The sequence below is a fragment of the Pseudomonas sp. Arb-4-2C genome, assembly GCF_055755015.1.
In genome coordinates, this window is the sequence record NZ_CM146899.1 from 4961995 (window position 1) to 4978436 (window position 16442).

Annotated in this window: 16 protein-coding genes; 7 read left to right on the forward strand and 9 right to left on the reverse strand. The window is 59.8% G+C overall.

Annotation, left to right across the window (positions count from 1 at the left end; all coding sequences use genetic code 11):
* Nucleotides 1-29: 29 nt before the first annotated feature.
* On the reverse strand, nt 30-806 hold the full coding sequence (locus AC0J41_RS22490) for a ferredoxin--NADP reductase (RefSeq protein WP_473013641.1): 777 nt from the start codon (nt 804-806) through the stop codon (nt 30-32).
* A 329-nt stretch (nt 807-1135) separates the two neighbouring features.
* Between AC0J41_RS22490 and AC0J41_RS22495 the strand changes: the two genes are divergently transcribed.
* Together AC0J41_RS22495 and AC0J41_RS22500 are read left to right on the forward strand one after the other, a co-directional pair.
* Nucleotides 1136-1864, forward strand: coding sequence for an autoinducer binding domain-containing protein (locus AC0J41_RS22495; RefSeq protein ID WP_025108755.1), 729 nt, complete (start codon nt 1136-1138; stop codon nt 1862-1864).
* A 146-nt stretch (nt 1865-2010) separates the two neighbouring features.
* The gene (locus tag AC0J41_RS22500) at nt 2011-3135 is read left to right on the forward strand and encodes a methyltransferase (RefSeq protein WP_473013642.1); all 1125 of its coding nucleotides are present in this window, start codon (nt 2011-2013) and stop codon (nt 3133-3135) included.
* A 74-nt stretch (nt 3136-3209) separates the two neighbouring features.
* Here the strand turns inward: AC0J41_RS22500 and AC0J41_RS22505 are convergent, their stop codons facing one another.
* The 3 genes from AC0J41_RS22505 to AC0J41_RS22515 form a co-directional block, all read right to left on the reverse strand.
* Complete coding sequence (locus AC0J41_RS22505; protein ID WP_473013643.1) at nt 3210-3377, reverse strand: DUF2474 domain-containing protein; 168 nt, start codon at nt 3375-3377, stop codon at nt 3210-3212.
* 84 nt (nt 3378-3461) lie between these two features.
* Nucleotides 3462-4469, reverse strand: coding sequence for a cytochrome d ubiquinol oxidase subunit II (gene cydB / locus AC0J41_RS22510; RefSeq protein ID WP_025108753.1), 1008 nt, complete (start codon nt 4467-4469; stop codon nt 3462-3464).
* A 3-nt stretch (nt 4470-4472) separates the two neighbouring features.
* Nucleotides 4473-5915, reverse strand: coding sequence for a cytochrome ubiquinol oxidase subunit I (locus AC0J41_RS22515; protein WP_473013644.1), 1443 nt, complete (start codon nt 5913-5915; stop codon nt 4473-4475).
* Nucleotides 5916-6469: 554 nt separating this feature from the next.
* On the opposite strand from AC0J41_RS22515, the gene AC0J41_RS22520 reads away from it, so the two are divergent.
* Nucleotides 6470-7708 (forward strand): MFS transporter, encoded by a 1239-nt coding sequence (locus AC0J41_RS22520; RefSeq protein WP_473013645.1) that lies wholly within the window; start codon nt 6470-6472, stop codon nt 7706-7708.
* Nucleotides 7709-7805: 97 nt separating this feature from the next.
* Here the strand turns inward: AC0J41_RS22520 and AC0J41_RS22525 are convergent, their stop codons facing one another.
* Complete coding sequence (locus tag AC0J41_RS22525) at nt 7806-8357, reverse strand: DJ-1 family glyoxalase III (RefSeq protein WP_025108750.1); 552 nt, start codon at nt 8355-8357, stop codon at nt 7806-7808.
* Nucleotides 8358-8424: 67 nt separating this feature from the next.
* Nucleotides 8425-8874 (reverse strand): DUF4879 domain-containing protein, encoded by a 450-nt coding sequence (locus tag AC0J41_RS22530; protein WP_473013646.1) that lies wholly within the window; start codon nt 8872-8874, stop codon nt 8425-8427.
* A gap of 222 nt (nt 8875-9096) precedes the next feature.
* On the opposite strand from AC0J41_RS22530, the gene AC0J41_RS22535 reads away from it, so the two are divergent.
* Nucleotides 9097-10392, forward strand: coding sequence for an NCS2 family permease (locus tag AC0J41_RS22535; protein ID WP_473013647.1), 1296 nt, complete (start codon nt 9097-9099; stop codon nt 10390-10392).
* Complete coding sequence (gene trmA / locus AC0J41_RS22540; RefSeq protein ID WP_025108747.1) at nt 10389-11468, forward strand: tRNA (uridine(54)-C5)-methyltransferase TrmA; 1080 nt, start codon at nt 10389-10391, stop codon at nt 11466-11468. The genes AC0J41_RS22535 and trmA overlap by 4 nt, the downstream gene beginning before the upstream one ends.
* Before the next feature lie 55 nt (nt 11469-11523).
* Here trmA and AC0J41_RS22545 read toward each other — a convergent pair whose 3' ends face one another.
* Nucleotides 11524-11916 carry a DUF2442 domain-containing protein gene (locus tag AC0J41_RS22545; protein WP_473016032.1) on the reverse strand — a complete coding sequence of 131 codons (393 nt, stop codon included), beginning with the start codon at nt 11914-11916 and terminating at the stop codon, nt 11524-11526.
* A 232-nt stretch (nt 11917-12148) separates the two neighbouring features.
* Between AC0J41_RS22545 and aroQ the strand changes: the two genes are divergently transcribed.
* Nucleotides 12149-12598 (forward strand): type II 3-dehydroquinate dehydratase, encoded by a 450-nt coding sequence (gene aroQ, locus AC0J41_RS22550; RefSeq protein ID WP_473013648.1) that lies wholly within the window; start codon nt 12149-12151, stop codon nt 12596-12598.
* Entirely contained in the window at nt 12595-13449 is an 855-nt protein-coding gene (locus AC0J41_RS22555) for a shikimate dehydrogenase (protein ID WP_473013649.1), read from the forward strand. The genes aroQ and AC0J41_RS22555 overlap by 4 nt, the downstream gene beginning before the upstream one ends.
* A 116-nt stretch (nt 13450-13565) precedes the next feature.
* Here the strand turns inward: AC0J41_RS22555 and AC0J41_RS22560 are convergent, their stop codons facing one another.
* Both AC0J41_RS22560 and quiC read right to left on the reverse strand, forming a co-directional pair.
* A complete protein-coding gene (locus AC0J41_RS22560; RefSeq protein WP_025108742.1) occupies nt 13566-14243 on the reverse strand; it encodes a TetR/AcrR family transcriptional regulator in 678 nt (225 codons plus the stop codon).
* 102 nt (nt 14244-14345) lie between these two features.
* Nucleotides 14346-16247 carry a 3-dehydroshikimate dehydratase QuiC gene (gene quiC / locus AC0J41_RS22565; RefSeq protein ID WP_473013650.1) on the reverse strand — a complete coding sequence of 634 codons (1902 nt, stop codon included), beginning with the start codon at nt 16245-16247 and terminating at the stop codon, nt 14346-14348.
* Nucleotides 16248-16442 lie beyond the last annotated feature (195 nt).

Here is a 16442-nt window from a genome sequence, read left to right on the forward strand (position 1 = left end):
TGAAAACGGCGCCTGATGGCGCCGTTTTTCTACCAGTAGTTTTCCACCGCCACCTGCCCCGGCCGCCGCGTGAGACTCAGGCTCATGTGGCGTTTTTTCAACAATGCCCGGGTGTCATCGATCATCTGTGGATTGCCGCAGAGCATGACGCGCGAATGCTCTGCGGTCAGTTCCACGCCCGCGACGCGTTCCAGTTCGCCGCTTTCGATCAGGTCGGTGATACGCCCGTGCAACGCACCAGGAGCATGTTCGCGGGTAACCGTAGGGATGAATTGCAGTTTATGGGCGTGTTCTGCCAGGTAATCACGCTGGGCCAGTTCGGCGATCAGCGATTGATAGGCCAGCTCCCGCGCTTCACGCACGCTGTACACCAGGATGATTCGCTCAAACTTTTCCCACACTTCGAAGTCCTGCAGGATCGACAGAAACGGTGCGACTCCGGTCCCTGTGGATAACAGCCACAGATCCCGGCCATCGACAAAACGATCCAGCGTCAGGTAGCCAAAGGCCTGGCGATCCACCAGCAAAGTATCGCCCGTCTGCAAACGGCTTAGTTCACTGGTGAATTCGCCCCCGGGCACCACGATAGAGAAGAATTCCAGAAATTCGTCAAACGGTGACGAGACCATCGAATAGGCACGCCACACCGTGCTTCCATCGGTTTTGGTGACACCCAGGCGGGCGAACTGCCCCGCGCGGAATCGAAAACCGGCGTCACGGGTGGTACGCAGGGTAAACAGGCTGGGGGTCAAGGGCTGCACGTCGAGCAAGGTCTGGGTGGTAAATTTCTCTGCGCTGACAGTCATGGGCCACTCCACTGAAAGGACCCAGCCAGTTTCGCGCAAACCGGCACCATAAAACACCACTGCTTTTGTAATGTCTTTTCATTGAGCAAAGCAAATGAGAAAGAACACCAGATACAACTAATGACAACACACTCACATTTCCAACTAAATTTGCATGTCACCTTAAATACAATGCTTTGTTGCGGGCTAATTACTTTCTTACAACCAAACTCCGCTCAAAATAGCAAAAAAATTCAACGCCCATTGTAAGACATGTCCTACACTCGGCTCCGTGCAGGATCCTTTGGATCCAAACCTGCACCCCCATAACGACTCATGGAGCGTTTGTGATGGAAATGTGGAAGGAGTCGCAATTAAAGCAACTGACTTTCGCAAGAGAAATAGAGACTGCTTATCCGATATTGTTACGATTTGCCCAAAACATTGGTTTCAATTTTTGTGCTATCTCATTGACATCAAACAATCGGAACGCCGACTTTAAAATCTTGCAAATCAACAACTACCCCAAAGAGTGGAACCAACTCTACGAAAATGAAAGCTACAGAAAAGTTGATCCAGTAGTCACCCATTGCAATCGCTCCATGCTGCCCATTGTCTGGACCGAAGAACTGTTTTCGCCAACCCCACTGCTGTGGGACGCTCAACAGGTGCATGGATTGAGACATGGCTGGTCCCAGTCTTTCCACCATGAAGCCACCGGATTGTGCAGCATACTCAGTCTCGCCAGAAAAAATGGCGCACTGACTCCGCTCGAGTTGTACGAGCATTTTGGCTACATGTTCTACGCCACCAGCCATCTGAGTGATCTATTCGCCAAAACCCTGCCCAAACCGCCAAAAAAGCCCGAACACCCGCACCTCTCACCGCGCGAACTGGAAGTGCTGAAACTCTCGGCACTCGGCAAAACGGCCTATGAAATTGCCAGGATCCTCTGTCTGAGCGAACGGACCGTGAATTACCACGTGCAAAACGTGATCCTCAAATTGAACGTCTGCAACAAGATTTCCGCCGTCATTGCCGCCAGCCGCTGCGGTCTTCTCGACGCGCCCAACCCGTAAAAGCTGCAAGTATTTCGACGTAAAAAAACGTACCATTTGCGACCTTCCTGAGTGATGACATCAAACGTCGTATTCCACTCGGACGGTTCCGCTGCGCAACACTCCGGGCTGCGGGCCACCCGTTGATTAACCAGAGTTCCCGCATCATGCCTTTGCTCGACACGCCCTTCGCCCAACTCGACCTGATCCGCCAGCCCGAACAGCAGAATGAACCGCTGCAAGCATTCGATGCGGCCGACGAATACCTGCTCAATCACCTGGCCACGCAGCAACCGGCGGCAGACACCCGGGTGTTGGTACTCAACGACAGCTTTGGGGCGTTGGCAGCAAGTCTGGCAGGCAAGGTTCAGGTCAGCAGCAGTGGCGATTCGTTTCTGGCGTTCCAGGCACTGGAAAAGAATCTGGTGCGCAATGGCCTGGCATTCGATGCGGTGCGCGGCATTGCAGCCAGTGAACCGTTGGTCGGTCCGTTTGACCGAGTGCTTATTCGAGTGCCCAAGACCCTCGCGTTGCTGGAAGAACAACTGATTCGCCTGCAAGGGCAACTGGCGCCCGGTGCCGAAGTGGTGGCGGCAGCCATGGTCAAGCATCTGCCACGTGCAGCCGGCGACCTGCTGGAGCGTTACATTGGCCCGGTACAGGCTTCGCTGGCAATCAAGAAGGCCCGCCTGCTGATCGCCACGCCCGAGGCCAAAGCCGCGGCGACCTCGCCCTATCCTTCACGCTACCGGCTCGACGAGCCAGCCATCGAGTTGCTCAACCACGCCAACGTATTCTGCCGCGAAGGGCTGGATATCGGCACCCGAGCCTTTATCCCGCATCTGCCGAAGAACCTTGGCAGCGCTCGCGTCGCCGACCTCGGTTGTGGCAACGGCGTGTTGGCCATCGCCAGTGCCCTGCAGAACCCTGATGCGCAATACACGCTGGTCGACGAATCGTTCATGGCCGTGCAATCGGCCGCTGAAAACTGGCACGCTGCGCTCGGCGAACGCGAGGTGATCGTGCGTGCCGGTGATGGTCTGGCCGGGCAAGAGCCGCAATCGCTGGACGTGGTGCTGTGCAACCCGCCGTTCCATCAACAGCAGGTGGTCGGCGACTTCCTCGCCTGGCGCATGTTCCAGCAGGCGCGTGAGGCGCTGGTGGTGGGCGGTGCGCTCTACATTGTCGGCAACCGTCACCTGGGTTATCACAGCAAACTGGCTCGGCTGTTCCGTGGCGTCGAGCAAGTGGCGGCAACCCCTAAATTCGTGATTCTCAAGGCGCGCAAGTAAACGCCAGGCAAAAAAAACCCTCCGCGGTACAGAGGGTCATAAATCCGTGCCCAAGGGCAACGGGACGGGATGTATCAGTGCGTGGTCAGTCCGGCCGCGTTCATGAACATGCGCATCAAGCTGGCCGCAATGAACAGCGCGCCGACGCTACCGATCCAGATCAGGGCCAACCAGCCGAGCCGCTGCCACAGCGGCTTTTTTTCGGCCTCTTCAATCTCGTGCAGGGAATGTTTGCCGCTCATTGCATCGTTCCTCCGTCAGGCGATGGCGTCACTGACGACACCATCGCGGGCAGGCTCGCTCACACTGGGTGAGCAGAGCGCAGATCAGTGGTAACCGTCCTCATGAGTGACCTTGCCGCGGAACACGTAATAGCTCCAGAAGGTGTAACCCAGAATAAACGGGATGATGAACAGCGTACCCACCAGCATGAAGCCCTGGCTCTGCGGTGGTGCGGCGGCGTCCCAGATCGAGATCGACGGCGGCACGATGTTCGGCCACAGGCTGATGCCCAGACCGCTGTAGCCGAGGAAAATCAGCACCAGGGTCAACAGGAACGGCATGTAGTTGGCATTGCGCGCCACCGCGCGGATCAAGCCATACATCGTGACCAGCACCAGAATCGGCACCGGCATGAACCAGAACAGATTCGGTGTGCTGAACCAGCGCGTGGCGATTTCCGGGTGCGCCAGCGGCGTCCACAGACTGACGATGCCGATCACTGCCAACAGCACGAACGCCAGCGGTCGCGCCAGATTGTGCATCTGCTCTTGCAGCTTGCCTTCGGTCTTCATGATCAGCCAGGTGCAGCCGAGCAAGGCGTAAGCCACTACCAACGCAGCCCCGCAGAACATCGTGAACGGCGTCAGCCAGTCCAGTGAGCCGCCGGCGTATTGCCGATTGACCACCGGCAAGCCGTCAATGAACGCCCCCAGTGCCACGCCCTGGAAGAACGTCGCCGCCACCGAACCACCGATGAACGCCTTGTCCCACAGGTGACGCTTGTCGTCCTTGGCCTTGAAGCGAAACTCGAACGCCACACCACGGAAAATCAGGCCGATCAGCATGAAGATCAGCGGCAGGTACAGCGCCGAGAGCACCACCGAATAGGCCAGCGGGAACGCGCCGAACAACGCTGCGCCGCCCAGTACCAGCCAGGTTTCATTGCCGTCCCACACGGGGGCGACGGTGTTCATCATCACATCTCGGTCGGTCTTGCCCGGGATGAACGGGAAGAGAATCCCGATCCCCAGGTCGAAGCCGTCCATGACCACGTACATCATGATGCCGAAGATGATGATCACGGCCCAGATCAGCGGAAGATCAATACCCATGATTCAAATCTCCTTGGTCAGGCTGGGGCGATGGTCTGCATCGGCGCCGTCGTCGTCGGCAGCGGACATCGGCCGGGCCGGCGTGCGTTTCTGGCCGGGACCACCGTCGTTGGTTTCCTTGCCCTCATCGGTTTTCGGCCCTTTGCGCACCAGACGCATCATGTAGCCCAGACCTGCACCGAATAGCGCGAAATACACCACGACGAACATGATCAGGGTGATGCTCATCTGCATGAAGCTGTGGTTGGAGGACGCATCCGCCGTGCGCATCAGCCCGTAGACCACCCACGGCTGACGACCGATCTCGGTGGTGAACCAGCCGGCGAGGATCGCGATCAGGCCGGACGGCCCCATCCACAGCGCCAGGTACAGGAACGGCCGTGAGGTGTAGAGCGAATCGCGCTTGCGCAGCCACAGGCTCCACAGACCGGTGAAGATCATCAGGAAACCGAGGCCGACCATGATCCGGAACGACCAGAACACAATGGTCGAATTCGGCCGGTCTTCAGGCGGGAACTCCTTGAGCGCCGGCACCTGCTTGTCCAGCGAGTGAGTCAGGATCAGGCTGCCGAGATACGGGATCTCCACGGCGAACTTGGTTTTCTCCTCTTTCATGTCCGGCCAGCCGAACAGGATCAACGGCGTCGCTTCGTTGCCGACGTTTTCCCAGTGACCTTCGATCGCAGCGATTTTCGCCGGCTGATGCTTGAGGGTGTTGAGGCCATGGAAGTCACCGATCACCGCCTGGATCGGCGCGACGATCAGCGCCATCCACATCGCCATCGACAGCATGGTGCGGATCGCCGGGTTGTCCTTGCCGCGCAGCAGGTGCCAGGCCGCCGACGAGCCGACGAAGAAGGCCGTGGCAACGAACGCAGCGGTCGCCATGTGCATCAGTCGATACGGGAACGACGGGTTGAAGATGATTGCCAGCCAATCGGTCGGGATCACCTGGCCGTTGATGATTTCGAAGCCTTGCGGCGTCTGCATCCAGCTGTTGGAGGCGAGAATCCAGAACGTCGAGATCAGCGTGCCAATGGCCACCATTACCGTGGCGAAGAAGTGCAGGCCGCGCCCGACCTTGTTCCAGCCGAACAGCATCACTCCGAGGAAACCGGCCTCGAGGAAGAAGGCCGTGAGCACCTCGTAGGTCAGCAACGGCCCGGTGACGGAACCGGCGAAGTCCGAGAAGCGGCTCCAGTTGGTGCCGAACTGGTAGGCCATGACCAACCCTGACACCACACCCATGCCGAAATTGACGGCGAAGATCTTCGACCAGAAGTGGTAGAGGTCTCGGTAGGTGTCGTTATGGGTTTTCAGCCACAAGCCTTCGAGCACCGCCAGGTAACTCGCCAGACCAATGGTGATGGCCGGGAACAGGATGTGGAACGAGATGGTGAACGCGAACTGAATTCGGGCGAGATCGAGTGCCTCTAAACCGAACATATGGCTTCCTCTGTCAGGTAATACCGGCGTTGGGGCTCGTGGCCCCTGTACCTACTGCCCCCACGGATATGGAGTGCGGCGAATTCTGATTCGTTCTTTTTTAACAGCCATCGCAACGCAGGGAGTCTGGCCAACGGGCCACCAGACCATGGCCCGGGAGGGTCTTGATCTGGATCAAGCAACGTTGAAAGAGTAGTCCCATTTCCGACGAAGAACCGCGTGGTCGTTTGCCGCGTGACAAGTTGCCTCAGGATTGGGGAAATGATCTGAAATACATTCCCTGAGACAGCGCGATCCCTTGTGGTGAGGGGATTTATCCCCGATGGGCTGTGGAGCAGTCCTTGGATGCATCCCTCCAGGCTGCGTCTTCTGGTCGCTTCGTCGATTTTTTACGACTGCTGCGCAGCCGATCGGGGATAAATCCCCTCGCCACAGCGAAATGAGGCGTGCCGGGCACGATAGATGTTTGGCTAACTAAATTTTTTGTCATAGCAACTTCCTGTTACAGACTGGTGATAACCTCGCCATTCCCCTCGAGCCAGACCTGCCTTCAGATGCCCAGCCAAGAGCCCCTGCTGTTACGTCACCACCGTCCGTTTCTCGCGTTCTGGTTTGCACGAATCTTTACTGCCAGCGGTTTTCAGATGCTCACTGTGGCGATCGGCTGGAATCTGTATCAGTTGACCGGCAACGTACTCGACCTGGGTCTGGTCGGTCTGGTCGAGTTCGCGCCACGGGTACTGTTCATGCTGCACACCGGGCATGTCGCCGACCGCTATGATCGGCGCCGGGTCGCGGCCATCTGCCAGTCGTTGCAGGCGTTGATCGCCCTGGCACTGGCAATTGGCAGCGCCACCGATCACATCACCCGGGAAATGATCTTCATCCTCGCCTTCCTGCTCGGCGGCGCACGCTCCTTTGAGTTGCCCACCACTCAGGCACTGTTGCCGAGTATCGTGCCAACGGCGTTGTTCCCGCGGGCTGTCGCCGCCGCGCAGTCGGCGCAACAGTCGGCCACCATCGTCGCCCCGGCGATGGGTGGTTTGCTCTATGCGTTCGGCAGTGTCTGGGTCTATGGCCCGACCGTGTTGCTCTACGTCATCGCTTGCACATTGATGCTCAACCTGCCCGCCCGGCAAACCCCACTGAACAAAAGCAAAGCCACACTGGACTCGCTGTTGGCGGGGATTCGCTTCATCCGCAGCCGCCCGGATATCCTCGGGGCGATCTCGCTGGATCTGTTCGCCGTGCTGCTCGGTGGTGCCACCGCGCTGCTGCCGGTGTTCGCCAAGGACATCCTGCTCACCGGCCCATGGGGTCTGGGCCTGCTGCGTTCGGCACCGGCGGTCGGCGCGCTGGGGATGTCGCTGTTTCTGGCGCGATTTGCGGTAGAGCGCAATGTCGGCCGAGTGATGTTCACCGCCGTCGGTGTGTTCGGCGTTGCAACCATCGCCTTCGGCCTCTCGACCTCGTTCTGGTTCTCGCTGGCGGTGCTGGTGGTGCTGGGTGCGGCGGACATGATCAGCATGGTGATCCGCGCCTCCTTCGTCCAACTGGAAACCCCGGACGAAATGCGCGGCCGGGTCAGCGCGGTGAACGGCCTGTTCATCGGCGCCTCGAACCAGTTGGGAGAATTCGAATCCGGCCTCACCGCACATTGGTTCGGCACCGTGCCAGCGGTGGTGATGGGCGGGATCGGCACACTGGTGGTCACCGGGACGTGGATCAAACTGTTCCCCACCTTGGCCAAACGCGACCGGATGCATGTGCCGGTGGAAGAAGCGAAGGTCTGAGTCACATCAGCGAAATCAAATTATGTGGACGATCACCGACAGGAGGCGGGCTCATGCCCATGCACAACCCGCCTATTGTCGTCCACGCCTGATCCCTTCAAACCAACATCTCCCCCGCCACCTTGGCCCGCAACGCCTTGCCGCCAAGCTGCTCAACCAACGTCAGGGCAAACCCCAATGCGTCGCCCGAACCCTGGGCGGTGATGCAATTGCCGTCGACCACCACTGGTTGATCAACAAATGTACAACCTGACAGTTGATGGCTGGCACCCGGCAGGCAGGTCATGCGCCGTTGGCGTAATACACCTGAGGCTTGCAGGGCGATGGCCGGGGACTCGGCGATGGCGGCGAACAGGCGTCCGGCGCTGGCCTGGTCCTTGAGCAATTGTTGCAGCGGTTGATGCGCCGCCAGATGTTGGGCGCCGATGGCGCCACCGGGCAGGACGATCAGGTCGAAGGCCTGCGCCAGCACGTCGATCAGCATGCCGTCTGCTGTCAGGCGCGTGCCGCGCGCGCAGGTCAACATGCGCCGGCCTTCGATGCTGGCCGCTACCACCTCGACGCCGGCGCGGCGCAGCACATCGATCAGGGTCACGCATTGCAGATCATCGATGCCCTCGGCGAGGGTAATCAGGGCTCTAAAGGTCATGGCCGCCATCCGCTGGGTGATCTTTCAAGCGTAGTCAGCTTTGCCCTGCCCTGTTCGGTGACAGCCGTTACTTGATGTAAAGCTGGGTCGACAGCGTGTTGCGCGGGGCGTTGAGCGAGGTGTTGCTGAAGGTGAAAGTGCCTTCCTGCTTGCCCGCCAGATCGAAGGTATACAGCGAACCGACGGTGCTACGGCCTGGCGTGCACTCGGTCAGATTGCCGTTATCGAAGGCACACACTGGGGCCCGGGTGCCATTCACTTCGAAACCGTCCAGCGTGGCGTGCGGCTGGTTCTGGCCATAGCCGACTTCCAGTACGTACACCTTGATGCTTGGTCCGGCGTGATTGCATTGAGTCTGCGACTGTCCATCGCCAATGTCTTCAAGGCCACAGGCCGGCGACTGGACCTTGATGACTTTCACTTGCGTCAACGGCGCCGCCGAGGCGGCCTGCGCCGCAGGAGCCCCGGCCATCAGCACCGCCATCAAACCCAAAGCCTTCATCGCGCGCTTGCTCATGCGTTGTCCATCCCGAAAAAATCAGCGCGCAGTATGGCGCAGTTACCCCTGTGGCAAAACTTCGACGACGTTCGGCACCAACAACCGCCATATTCCTCACGCTACTGGTATGATGCGCGGCTTTTTCCGGCCCACCACAATTTTCCAGGCGCTTGCGACGGTCTGTGCTTTGCTGTTGAGGTCGATACATTCACGGCGCCACGCGCGCCACGGGGAGCAGACATGCTGGAAAGGCTGTTTCAACTCAAGGCACACAACACCAACGTGCGTACCGAGATTCTTGCGGGTATCACGACTTTCCTGGCCATGGCCTACATTCTGTTCGTCAACCCGAGCATTCTCGGCGAGACCGGCATGGACAAGGGCGCGGTGTTCGTCGCCACCTGTCTGGCAGCCGCCATCGGCTCGACCATCATGGGCCTGATCGCCAACTACCCGATCGCCCTCGCACCGGGCATGGGCCTGAACGCCTTCTTTACCTATACCGTGGTCCTGCACATGGGCCATACCTGGCAAGTGGCGCTGGGCGCGGTGTTCATCTCGGCGGTGTGCTTCTTCCTGCTGTCGATCTTCCGCATCCGCGAATGGATCATCAACAGCATCCCGCTGCCGCTGCGCTCGGCGATCGCCGCCGGTATCGGCCTGTTCCTGGCACTGATCGCCCTGCACAACGCCGGTATCGTGGTCAGCAACCCGGCCACCATGGTCGGCCTCGGTGACCTGAAAGCCCCGGCTCCGATCCTCGCCACCCTCGGTTTCGCCCTGATTGTTGCCCTCGAAGCCCTGAAAGTGCGCGGTGCGGTGCTGATCGGCATTCTCGCGGTAACCATCGTGTCCATCGTGATGGGCTTCACTCCGTTCGGCGGCGTGACCTCGATGCCACCTTCGCTGGCCCCGACCTTCATGCAACTGGACATCAAGGGCGCACTGGACATCGGTCTGGTCAGCGTGATCTTCGCCTTTCTGTTCGTCGACCTGTTCGACAACTCCGGCACCCTGATCGGCGTTGCCAAGCGCGCCGGCCTGATGGGCAAAGATGGCCACATGCCGAAAATGGGTCGCGCACTGATCGCTGACAGCACCGCGGCCATGGCCGGTTCGCTGCTGGGCACCTCGACCACCACCAGCTACATCGAATCCGCTGCCGGCGTGAGCGCGGGCGGGCGTACCGGTCTGACGGCCGTGGTCGTGGCGTTGCTGTTCCTGTTGGCGCTGTTCTTCTCGCCACTGGCGGCCAGTGTTCCGGCCTTCGCCACCGCACCGGCCCTGCTGTTCGTCGCCGTGCTGATGACGTCGGGCCTGGCGGAAATAGACTGGGAAGACATCACCGTCGCTGCGCCGGTCGTGGTCACCGCGCTGGCCATGCCGTTTACCTACTCGATCGCCAACGGCATCGCGTTCGGCTTCATTTCCTGGACCGTGATCAAGCTGCTGTCGGGCCGCGCCCGTGAGCTGAACCCGGCGCTGGTGATTCTGTCGATTCTGTTCGTGATCAAGTTGGGTTGGTTCAACGCATGACTTTCGATTCCCAGGCTTACGCCGAGCAACTTGAAGCCAAGGTCACGCGTTTGCGTGACCTGTTGGCGCCGTTCGATGCCCCCGAGCCAAGCGTGTTCGATTCGCCGCTGCAGAACTTCCGTCTGCGCGCCGAATTCCGCCTGTGGCGCGAGGCCGGCGAACGGCACTACGCGATGTTCTCCCAGGACGACAAACGCACGCCGATCCTGATCGAAGAGTTCCCGATTGCCAGCCTGCGCATCAACCAGTTGATGCCGCAACTCAAGGCCGCGTGGCAAGCCAGTTCGGCGCTCAGCCACAAGCTGTTCCAGGTGGAGTTCCTGACCACTTTGGCCGGCGATGCGATGATCACCCTGTGCTACCACCGTCCGCTGGACGAACACTGGCATGCCGCCGCTACCCAGTTGGCCGCTGATCTCAATGTCAGCGTCATTGGTCGCTCAAAGGGCAAACGCGAAGTGCTCGGCCTCGATTACGTGGTCGAGAAGCTCGAAGTCGGCGGTCGTACTTTCAGCTACCGTCAGCCTGAAGGTGCGTTCACCCAGCCTAACGGCACCGTGAACCAGAAGATGTTGAACTGGGCGTACGAAGCATTGGGCGATCGCACTGACGATCTGCTGGAGTTGTACTGCGGCAACGGCAACTTCACCCTGCCGCTCGCCACTCGCGTGCGTAAAGTGCTGGCCACCGAAATCAGCAAGACCTCGGTCAACGCAGCACTGAGCAACCTCAGTGAAAACGCTGTGGATAACGTCACGCTGGTACGCCTTTCCGCCGAAGAGCTGACCGAAGCCCTCAACGAAGTGCGCCCGTTCCGTCGCCTGCAAGGCATCGACCTGAAAAGCTACGAGTTCGGCAGCGTCTTCGTCGACCCGCCGCGCGCCGGCATGGACCCGGACACCTGCGAGCTCACCCGACGCTTCGACAACATCCTGTACATCTCCTGCAACCCGGAAACCCTGGCGGCCAACATCGCCCAACTGCACGACACGCACCGCATCACCCGCTGCGCGCTGTTCGACCAGTTCCCGTGGACGCATCACATGGAGTCAGGCGTGTTGCTGACCCGGCGTTGATTGCCGGTTCCCGGATGCAAAAAAGCCGTCGTGATCGACGGCTTTTTTGTGGGTGTCACGGTGCGATATCGGTTTTGCGGGGGCGCCCGCCCTTTTTGCCATTCGCTCGTGCAGCTTCGGATTTTGCCGCACTGCTTTGACGACCGTTGCGCGAAGCAACCACAGAAGCCGCCACCCTCATGAGTGACGGGTTCGCCGAAATCATCCCCGCAATGGAAACATCGAGGTCTTTGCCCTCGTGGCAAAGCACGGTGCCTGCGAAACCGATTGTCAGTCCCTCATAGTCGCCTGCCTCAAACCCGTCGAACTCCGGATACTGATTCACCGGCAGTAACACACCGCTACCGTCTTCAAAACGGATGACCAGCGATGGTTTTTCAAAGCTCACCGAAACAGCAAATCCGACGACCGGAGCTGCACAACAAGCGCTGCTTCTCACCACTCTCAGGCTAACGTTGGCGAGGGTCAGGAGTCGGTAAACATTCGAAGGAAAACGTAAGCAAAGCTGTCGTTACAATTAGAACAACCCTGCCCACAAAAATGGCTTGCGTGCGATCACCGAACACAAAACTCCCAGGCTCAAGCACTTCATTTGACCACGGTAACCATCTGGTACATTTTATCTCCGCAGGCTGAAACCCTCGGCCCAAGCCAACAACAATAAGTGGAGTTTGCCCCCCATGCCCCCTATCGTTCTGGTGCTCAACGGCCCGAACCTGAACCTGCTCGGCACCCGTGAACCGGCGACCTACGGTCACGAAACCCTGGCCGATATCTCTGCCCTATGCGGTCGCGCGGCCGAGGAGTTCGGCCTGGCGGTGGAGTTTCGCCAGACCAATCACGAAGGCGAATTGCTCGACTGGATTCATGCGGCACGCGGGCGCTGTGCCGGCATCGTGATCAACCCGGCGGCCTGGACGCACACCTCGGTGGCGATCCGCGATGCGCTAGTTGCCTGTGAGTTGCCGGTGATCGAAGTGCACCTGTCCAACGTCCATGCACGCGAGCCGTTCCGGCATCACTCGTTCGTTTCGGCCATCGCCACAGCAGTGATATGTGGCTTCGGCAGCCATGGTTATCGCCTGGCCCTGGAACATTTCAGTCAACGGCTGAAGGGGCGCGCAGCATGATCCGCAAGCACGTGATACTGGCCGGACTGATCGGCGCCGGCATTCAGGCTTCGCGCACGCCGTCACTGCATGAGCATGAAGGTGACGCCCAAGGTCTGCGCTACCTGTATCGCCTGATCGACCTCGATCAGTTGCAACTGGACAGCAACGCCCTGCCCGACTTGCTGCTGGCGGCGGAGCGGATGAACTACACGGGCCTGAACATCACCTTTCCGTGCAAGCAGGCAGTCATCGCGCTGCTCGATGAACTGTCGCCGGAAGCCCGGGGCATCGGCGCGGTCAATACCGTGGTGCTCAAGGACGGCAAACGCATCGGCCACAACACCGATTGCCTGGGCTTTGCCGAAGGCTTTCGTCGCGGCTTCAAGGATGCTGCCCGAGAGCGTGTGGTCCAGATGGGCGCCGGCGGTGCAGGTGCGGCAGTTGCCCACGCGCTGCTGAGTGAGGGCGTGCGGCAACTGAGCATTTTCGACGTCGACCGCGAGCGCGCCGAAAGTCTGGCGAACAACCTCAACCAGCATTTCGGCTTCGGTCGCGCTGTCGCCGGGCAAGACCTGCCGGGCACACTGAACAAGGCTGATGGCCTGGTGAACACCACGCCGATGGGCATGGCCAAACTACCGGGCATGCCGGTGCCTATCGAACTGTTGCGCAAAGAATTGTGGGTCGCGGAGATTGTTTACTTTCCGCTGGAAACCGAACTGCTGCGCAACGCCCGCGCCCTCGGTTGCCGCACGCTGGACGGCGGCAACATGGCGGTGTTTCAAGCGGTGAAGGCGTTTGAACTGTTCAGCGGCGTGGTGCCTGATACGCAGCGAATGCTCACGCATTTTCAAAGCATGAATGGCTGAAGAACAATATAAAACCTGTGGGAGCGGGCTTGCTCGCGAAAGCGGTGTGTCAGGCGCCAGATGTTTCGGCTGACACGCCGCCTTCGCGCGCAAGCCCGCTCCCGCATTGGATAGTGTTACGGCTGCAAGTAGCGCAGCACCGACTCGCAGATCATCTCGCGATGGCGCTGCTTGATGGTTTCGTCCGGCAGGTCGATCTGAAAGATCTCACCGAACGTATGGCGGTTCGAGACGCGATAGAAGCAGAACGAGCTGATCAGCAAGTGCACGTCCAGCGCATCGAGGCCAGCACGGAAGACGCCCTCCTCGGCACCACGGCGCAAAATCTCGCCCAGCGAATCGAGGATGGTGTTGTTCATCGCCTTGATCGCGTCGGAACGCTTCACGAACTCGGCGTTGTGGATATTTTCAATGCAGACGATGCGCACGAAATCGACGTTGCGGTCGTGGTGATCGAAGGTGAATTCCACCAGTCGCCGGATCGCCACCACCGGCGGCAACTCCGCCAGGTGCAGGCGGTTTTCGGTGCTGCGGATGTCGCCGTAGAGTTTCTCCAGCACCTCGACGTACAACTGCTCCTTACTGCCGAAGTAGTAATAGATCATGCGTTTGGAGGTGTGGATGCGCTCGGCGATCGCGTCGACGCGGGCGCCGGACAACCCCTGCTGGACGAACTCGACGATCGCCTCCTGGAGGATGTTCTCGCGGGTCTTTTCCGGGTTGTTCTTGCGACTCTTGCGCGGCTCGATGCCTGATACGACGGGAGCGGCGGGGAGTTCTGATGTCATTGTCATTGCGGGCTCACGGCCATCACTGCACAGGTGGGCGATTATGGGCCGCGTCGCACAGTGAAGGAAGCCACGTGGCCCGTGTTTAATCCCGCGTTTACGAATTTCCTACAACTTCGCCTGGCGCACCGCACCGCTGCGTGATTTGGCCATTGCCGCCAGACGCACAGCGACGTTCGCCGCACCGTAACCGGCGTAACCGTTCTTGCGCTGGATGATCTCGAAGAAGAAACGTCCCTCGAACGGCTCGGTGTACACATGGAACAGCTCGCCGCCCTGTGCATCACGGTCGTAGAGCACGTTGTAATAGGCCAGTTCGCTGAGGAACTCGTCATCGAAATCGAAGCGTGCAGCGAGGTCGTCATAATAGTTGAGCGGGATATCCAACAACGGCACACCAGCTTCTTTGGCGCGACTGACTTCGGCGAAGATGTCTTCACAATCGAAGGCGATGTGATGCACACCCGAGCCGCGATAACTCGACAGGGCATGAGAGATCGCGGTATTGCGATTCTCCGAGATGTTCAGCGGCAGACGGATCGAACTGTCGCGGCTACGCAACGCACGGCTCTTCACCAGACCGTAAGGATCGGGCAGCACCACTTCATCGTCGGCCTCGAAATCCAGCAGGCTCTTGTAGAACAGCACCCAACTGTCGAGGCTGTCGGCCGGCAACGCCATGGCCATGTGGTCGATGCGTTTGAGGCCGCCACGAGCCTGAGCGCTCGGCAACAGATTGAAGTCCGTGCCATAGACGTCCGCGGCCTCATCCACCAGATAAATCAGACTGCCGTCCGGCGCGCGTACGGCGGCCAGTTCCAGTTCGTTGGGGCCGACCAGTCCGCGATAGGGCTGGCCCTTGTAAGCGACCGCGCGGGCCAGCGCGCTGGCGCTGTCCTTGACCCGCACGGCGGTGGCGCACAGTGACGGGCCATGGGCCTCGAAAAAACTGTGGCCGAACGAATACGGTTCGGCGTTGAGGATCAGGTTGATATCGCCCTGACGCAGCAGGCTCACGTTCTTGGAGCGGTGCTGCCCGGCCTTGGCGAAACCCAGGCGTTCCAGCCAGTTCGTCAATTTGGCGCCCAGGCTTTCATCGACGGCGAACTCGAGAAACTCGATCCCGTTGTACTCACTGGCCTTCGGTGTTTGGAAGAGGATTTCGCGGTTGCTCACCGGTGCTCTCTGCTGCTCCAGGCGCTGGCGGGTTTTCTCCTCCAGATACAGCAGCGAACGCAGACCATCGGCGGCGTTGGCCCGTGGCGGCGCGGCGCGGAAACCATCGTTGAAGATCTCCAGCGACAACGGCCCGGTGTAACCACTCTGAATGATCGGCGCGAGGAACCCCGGCAGATCGAATTCGCCCTGCCCGGGGAAGCAACGAAAATGCCGGCTCCACTCCAGCACATCCATGGCGAGGATCGGCGCGTCGGCCATTTGCACGAAGAAGATCTTGTCGCCGGGGATGTCGGCAATCGCGCTCGGATCGCCTTTCAACGACAAGGTGTGAAAGCTGTCGAGCAGCACGCCGAGGGCCGGGTGATCGGCCTGGCGCACGATGTCCCAGACCTGTTGATAGGTATTGACGTGCCGGCCCCAGGCCAGCGCTTCATAGCCGATGCGCAGCCCGCGGGCGCCCGCATGCTCGGCCAGCAGGCGCAGGTCATCGACGAGGATCTGCCGGTCGCCAACGCAGTCCGCAGAGGCGTTGCTGCACACCAGAATCAGATCGGTGCCCAGTTCCTGCATCAAGTCGAACTTGCGCTCGGCCCGCTCCAGATTACGCGCCAGACGCTCGCGCCGGCAGCCTTCGAAGTCACGAAACGGCTGGAACAGAGTGATCGCGATGCCCAGGTCAGCACACATCTGCCTGATTTCCCGAGGGCTGCCGTCGTAATACAGCAGATCGTTTTCAAAGATCTCGACGCCGTCGAATCCGGCGGCGGCAATGGCTTCGAGCTTTTCCGGCAGGGTGCCGCTCAGGGAAACGGTGGCAATGGAACGCTGCATGCTTGAACTCCCGGTCTGCACTGCTCTGATTCAGGGATGTTTTTATCGTCTGCAAATTATTGGCTGCATGACTGCGCACAGCAATTTAAAGTGTACTACCCGGTTAGTTTTGCGTGCGATTATCGAACACTAAGGCGTTTCGACGAATTGACGATTTTTCGTCCACTGCCCAACATCGACTGCACATTGAGTCCG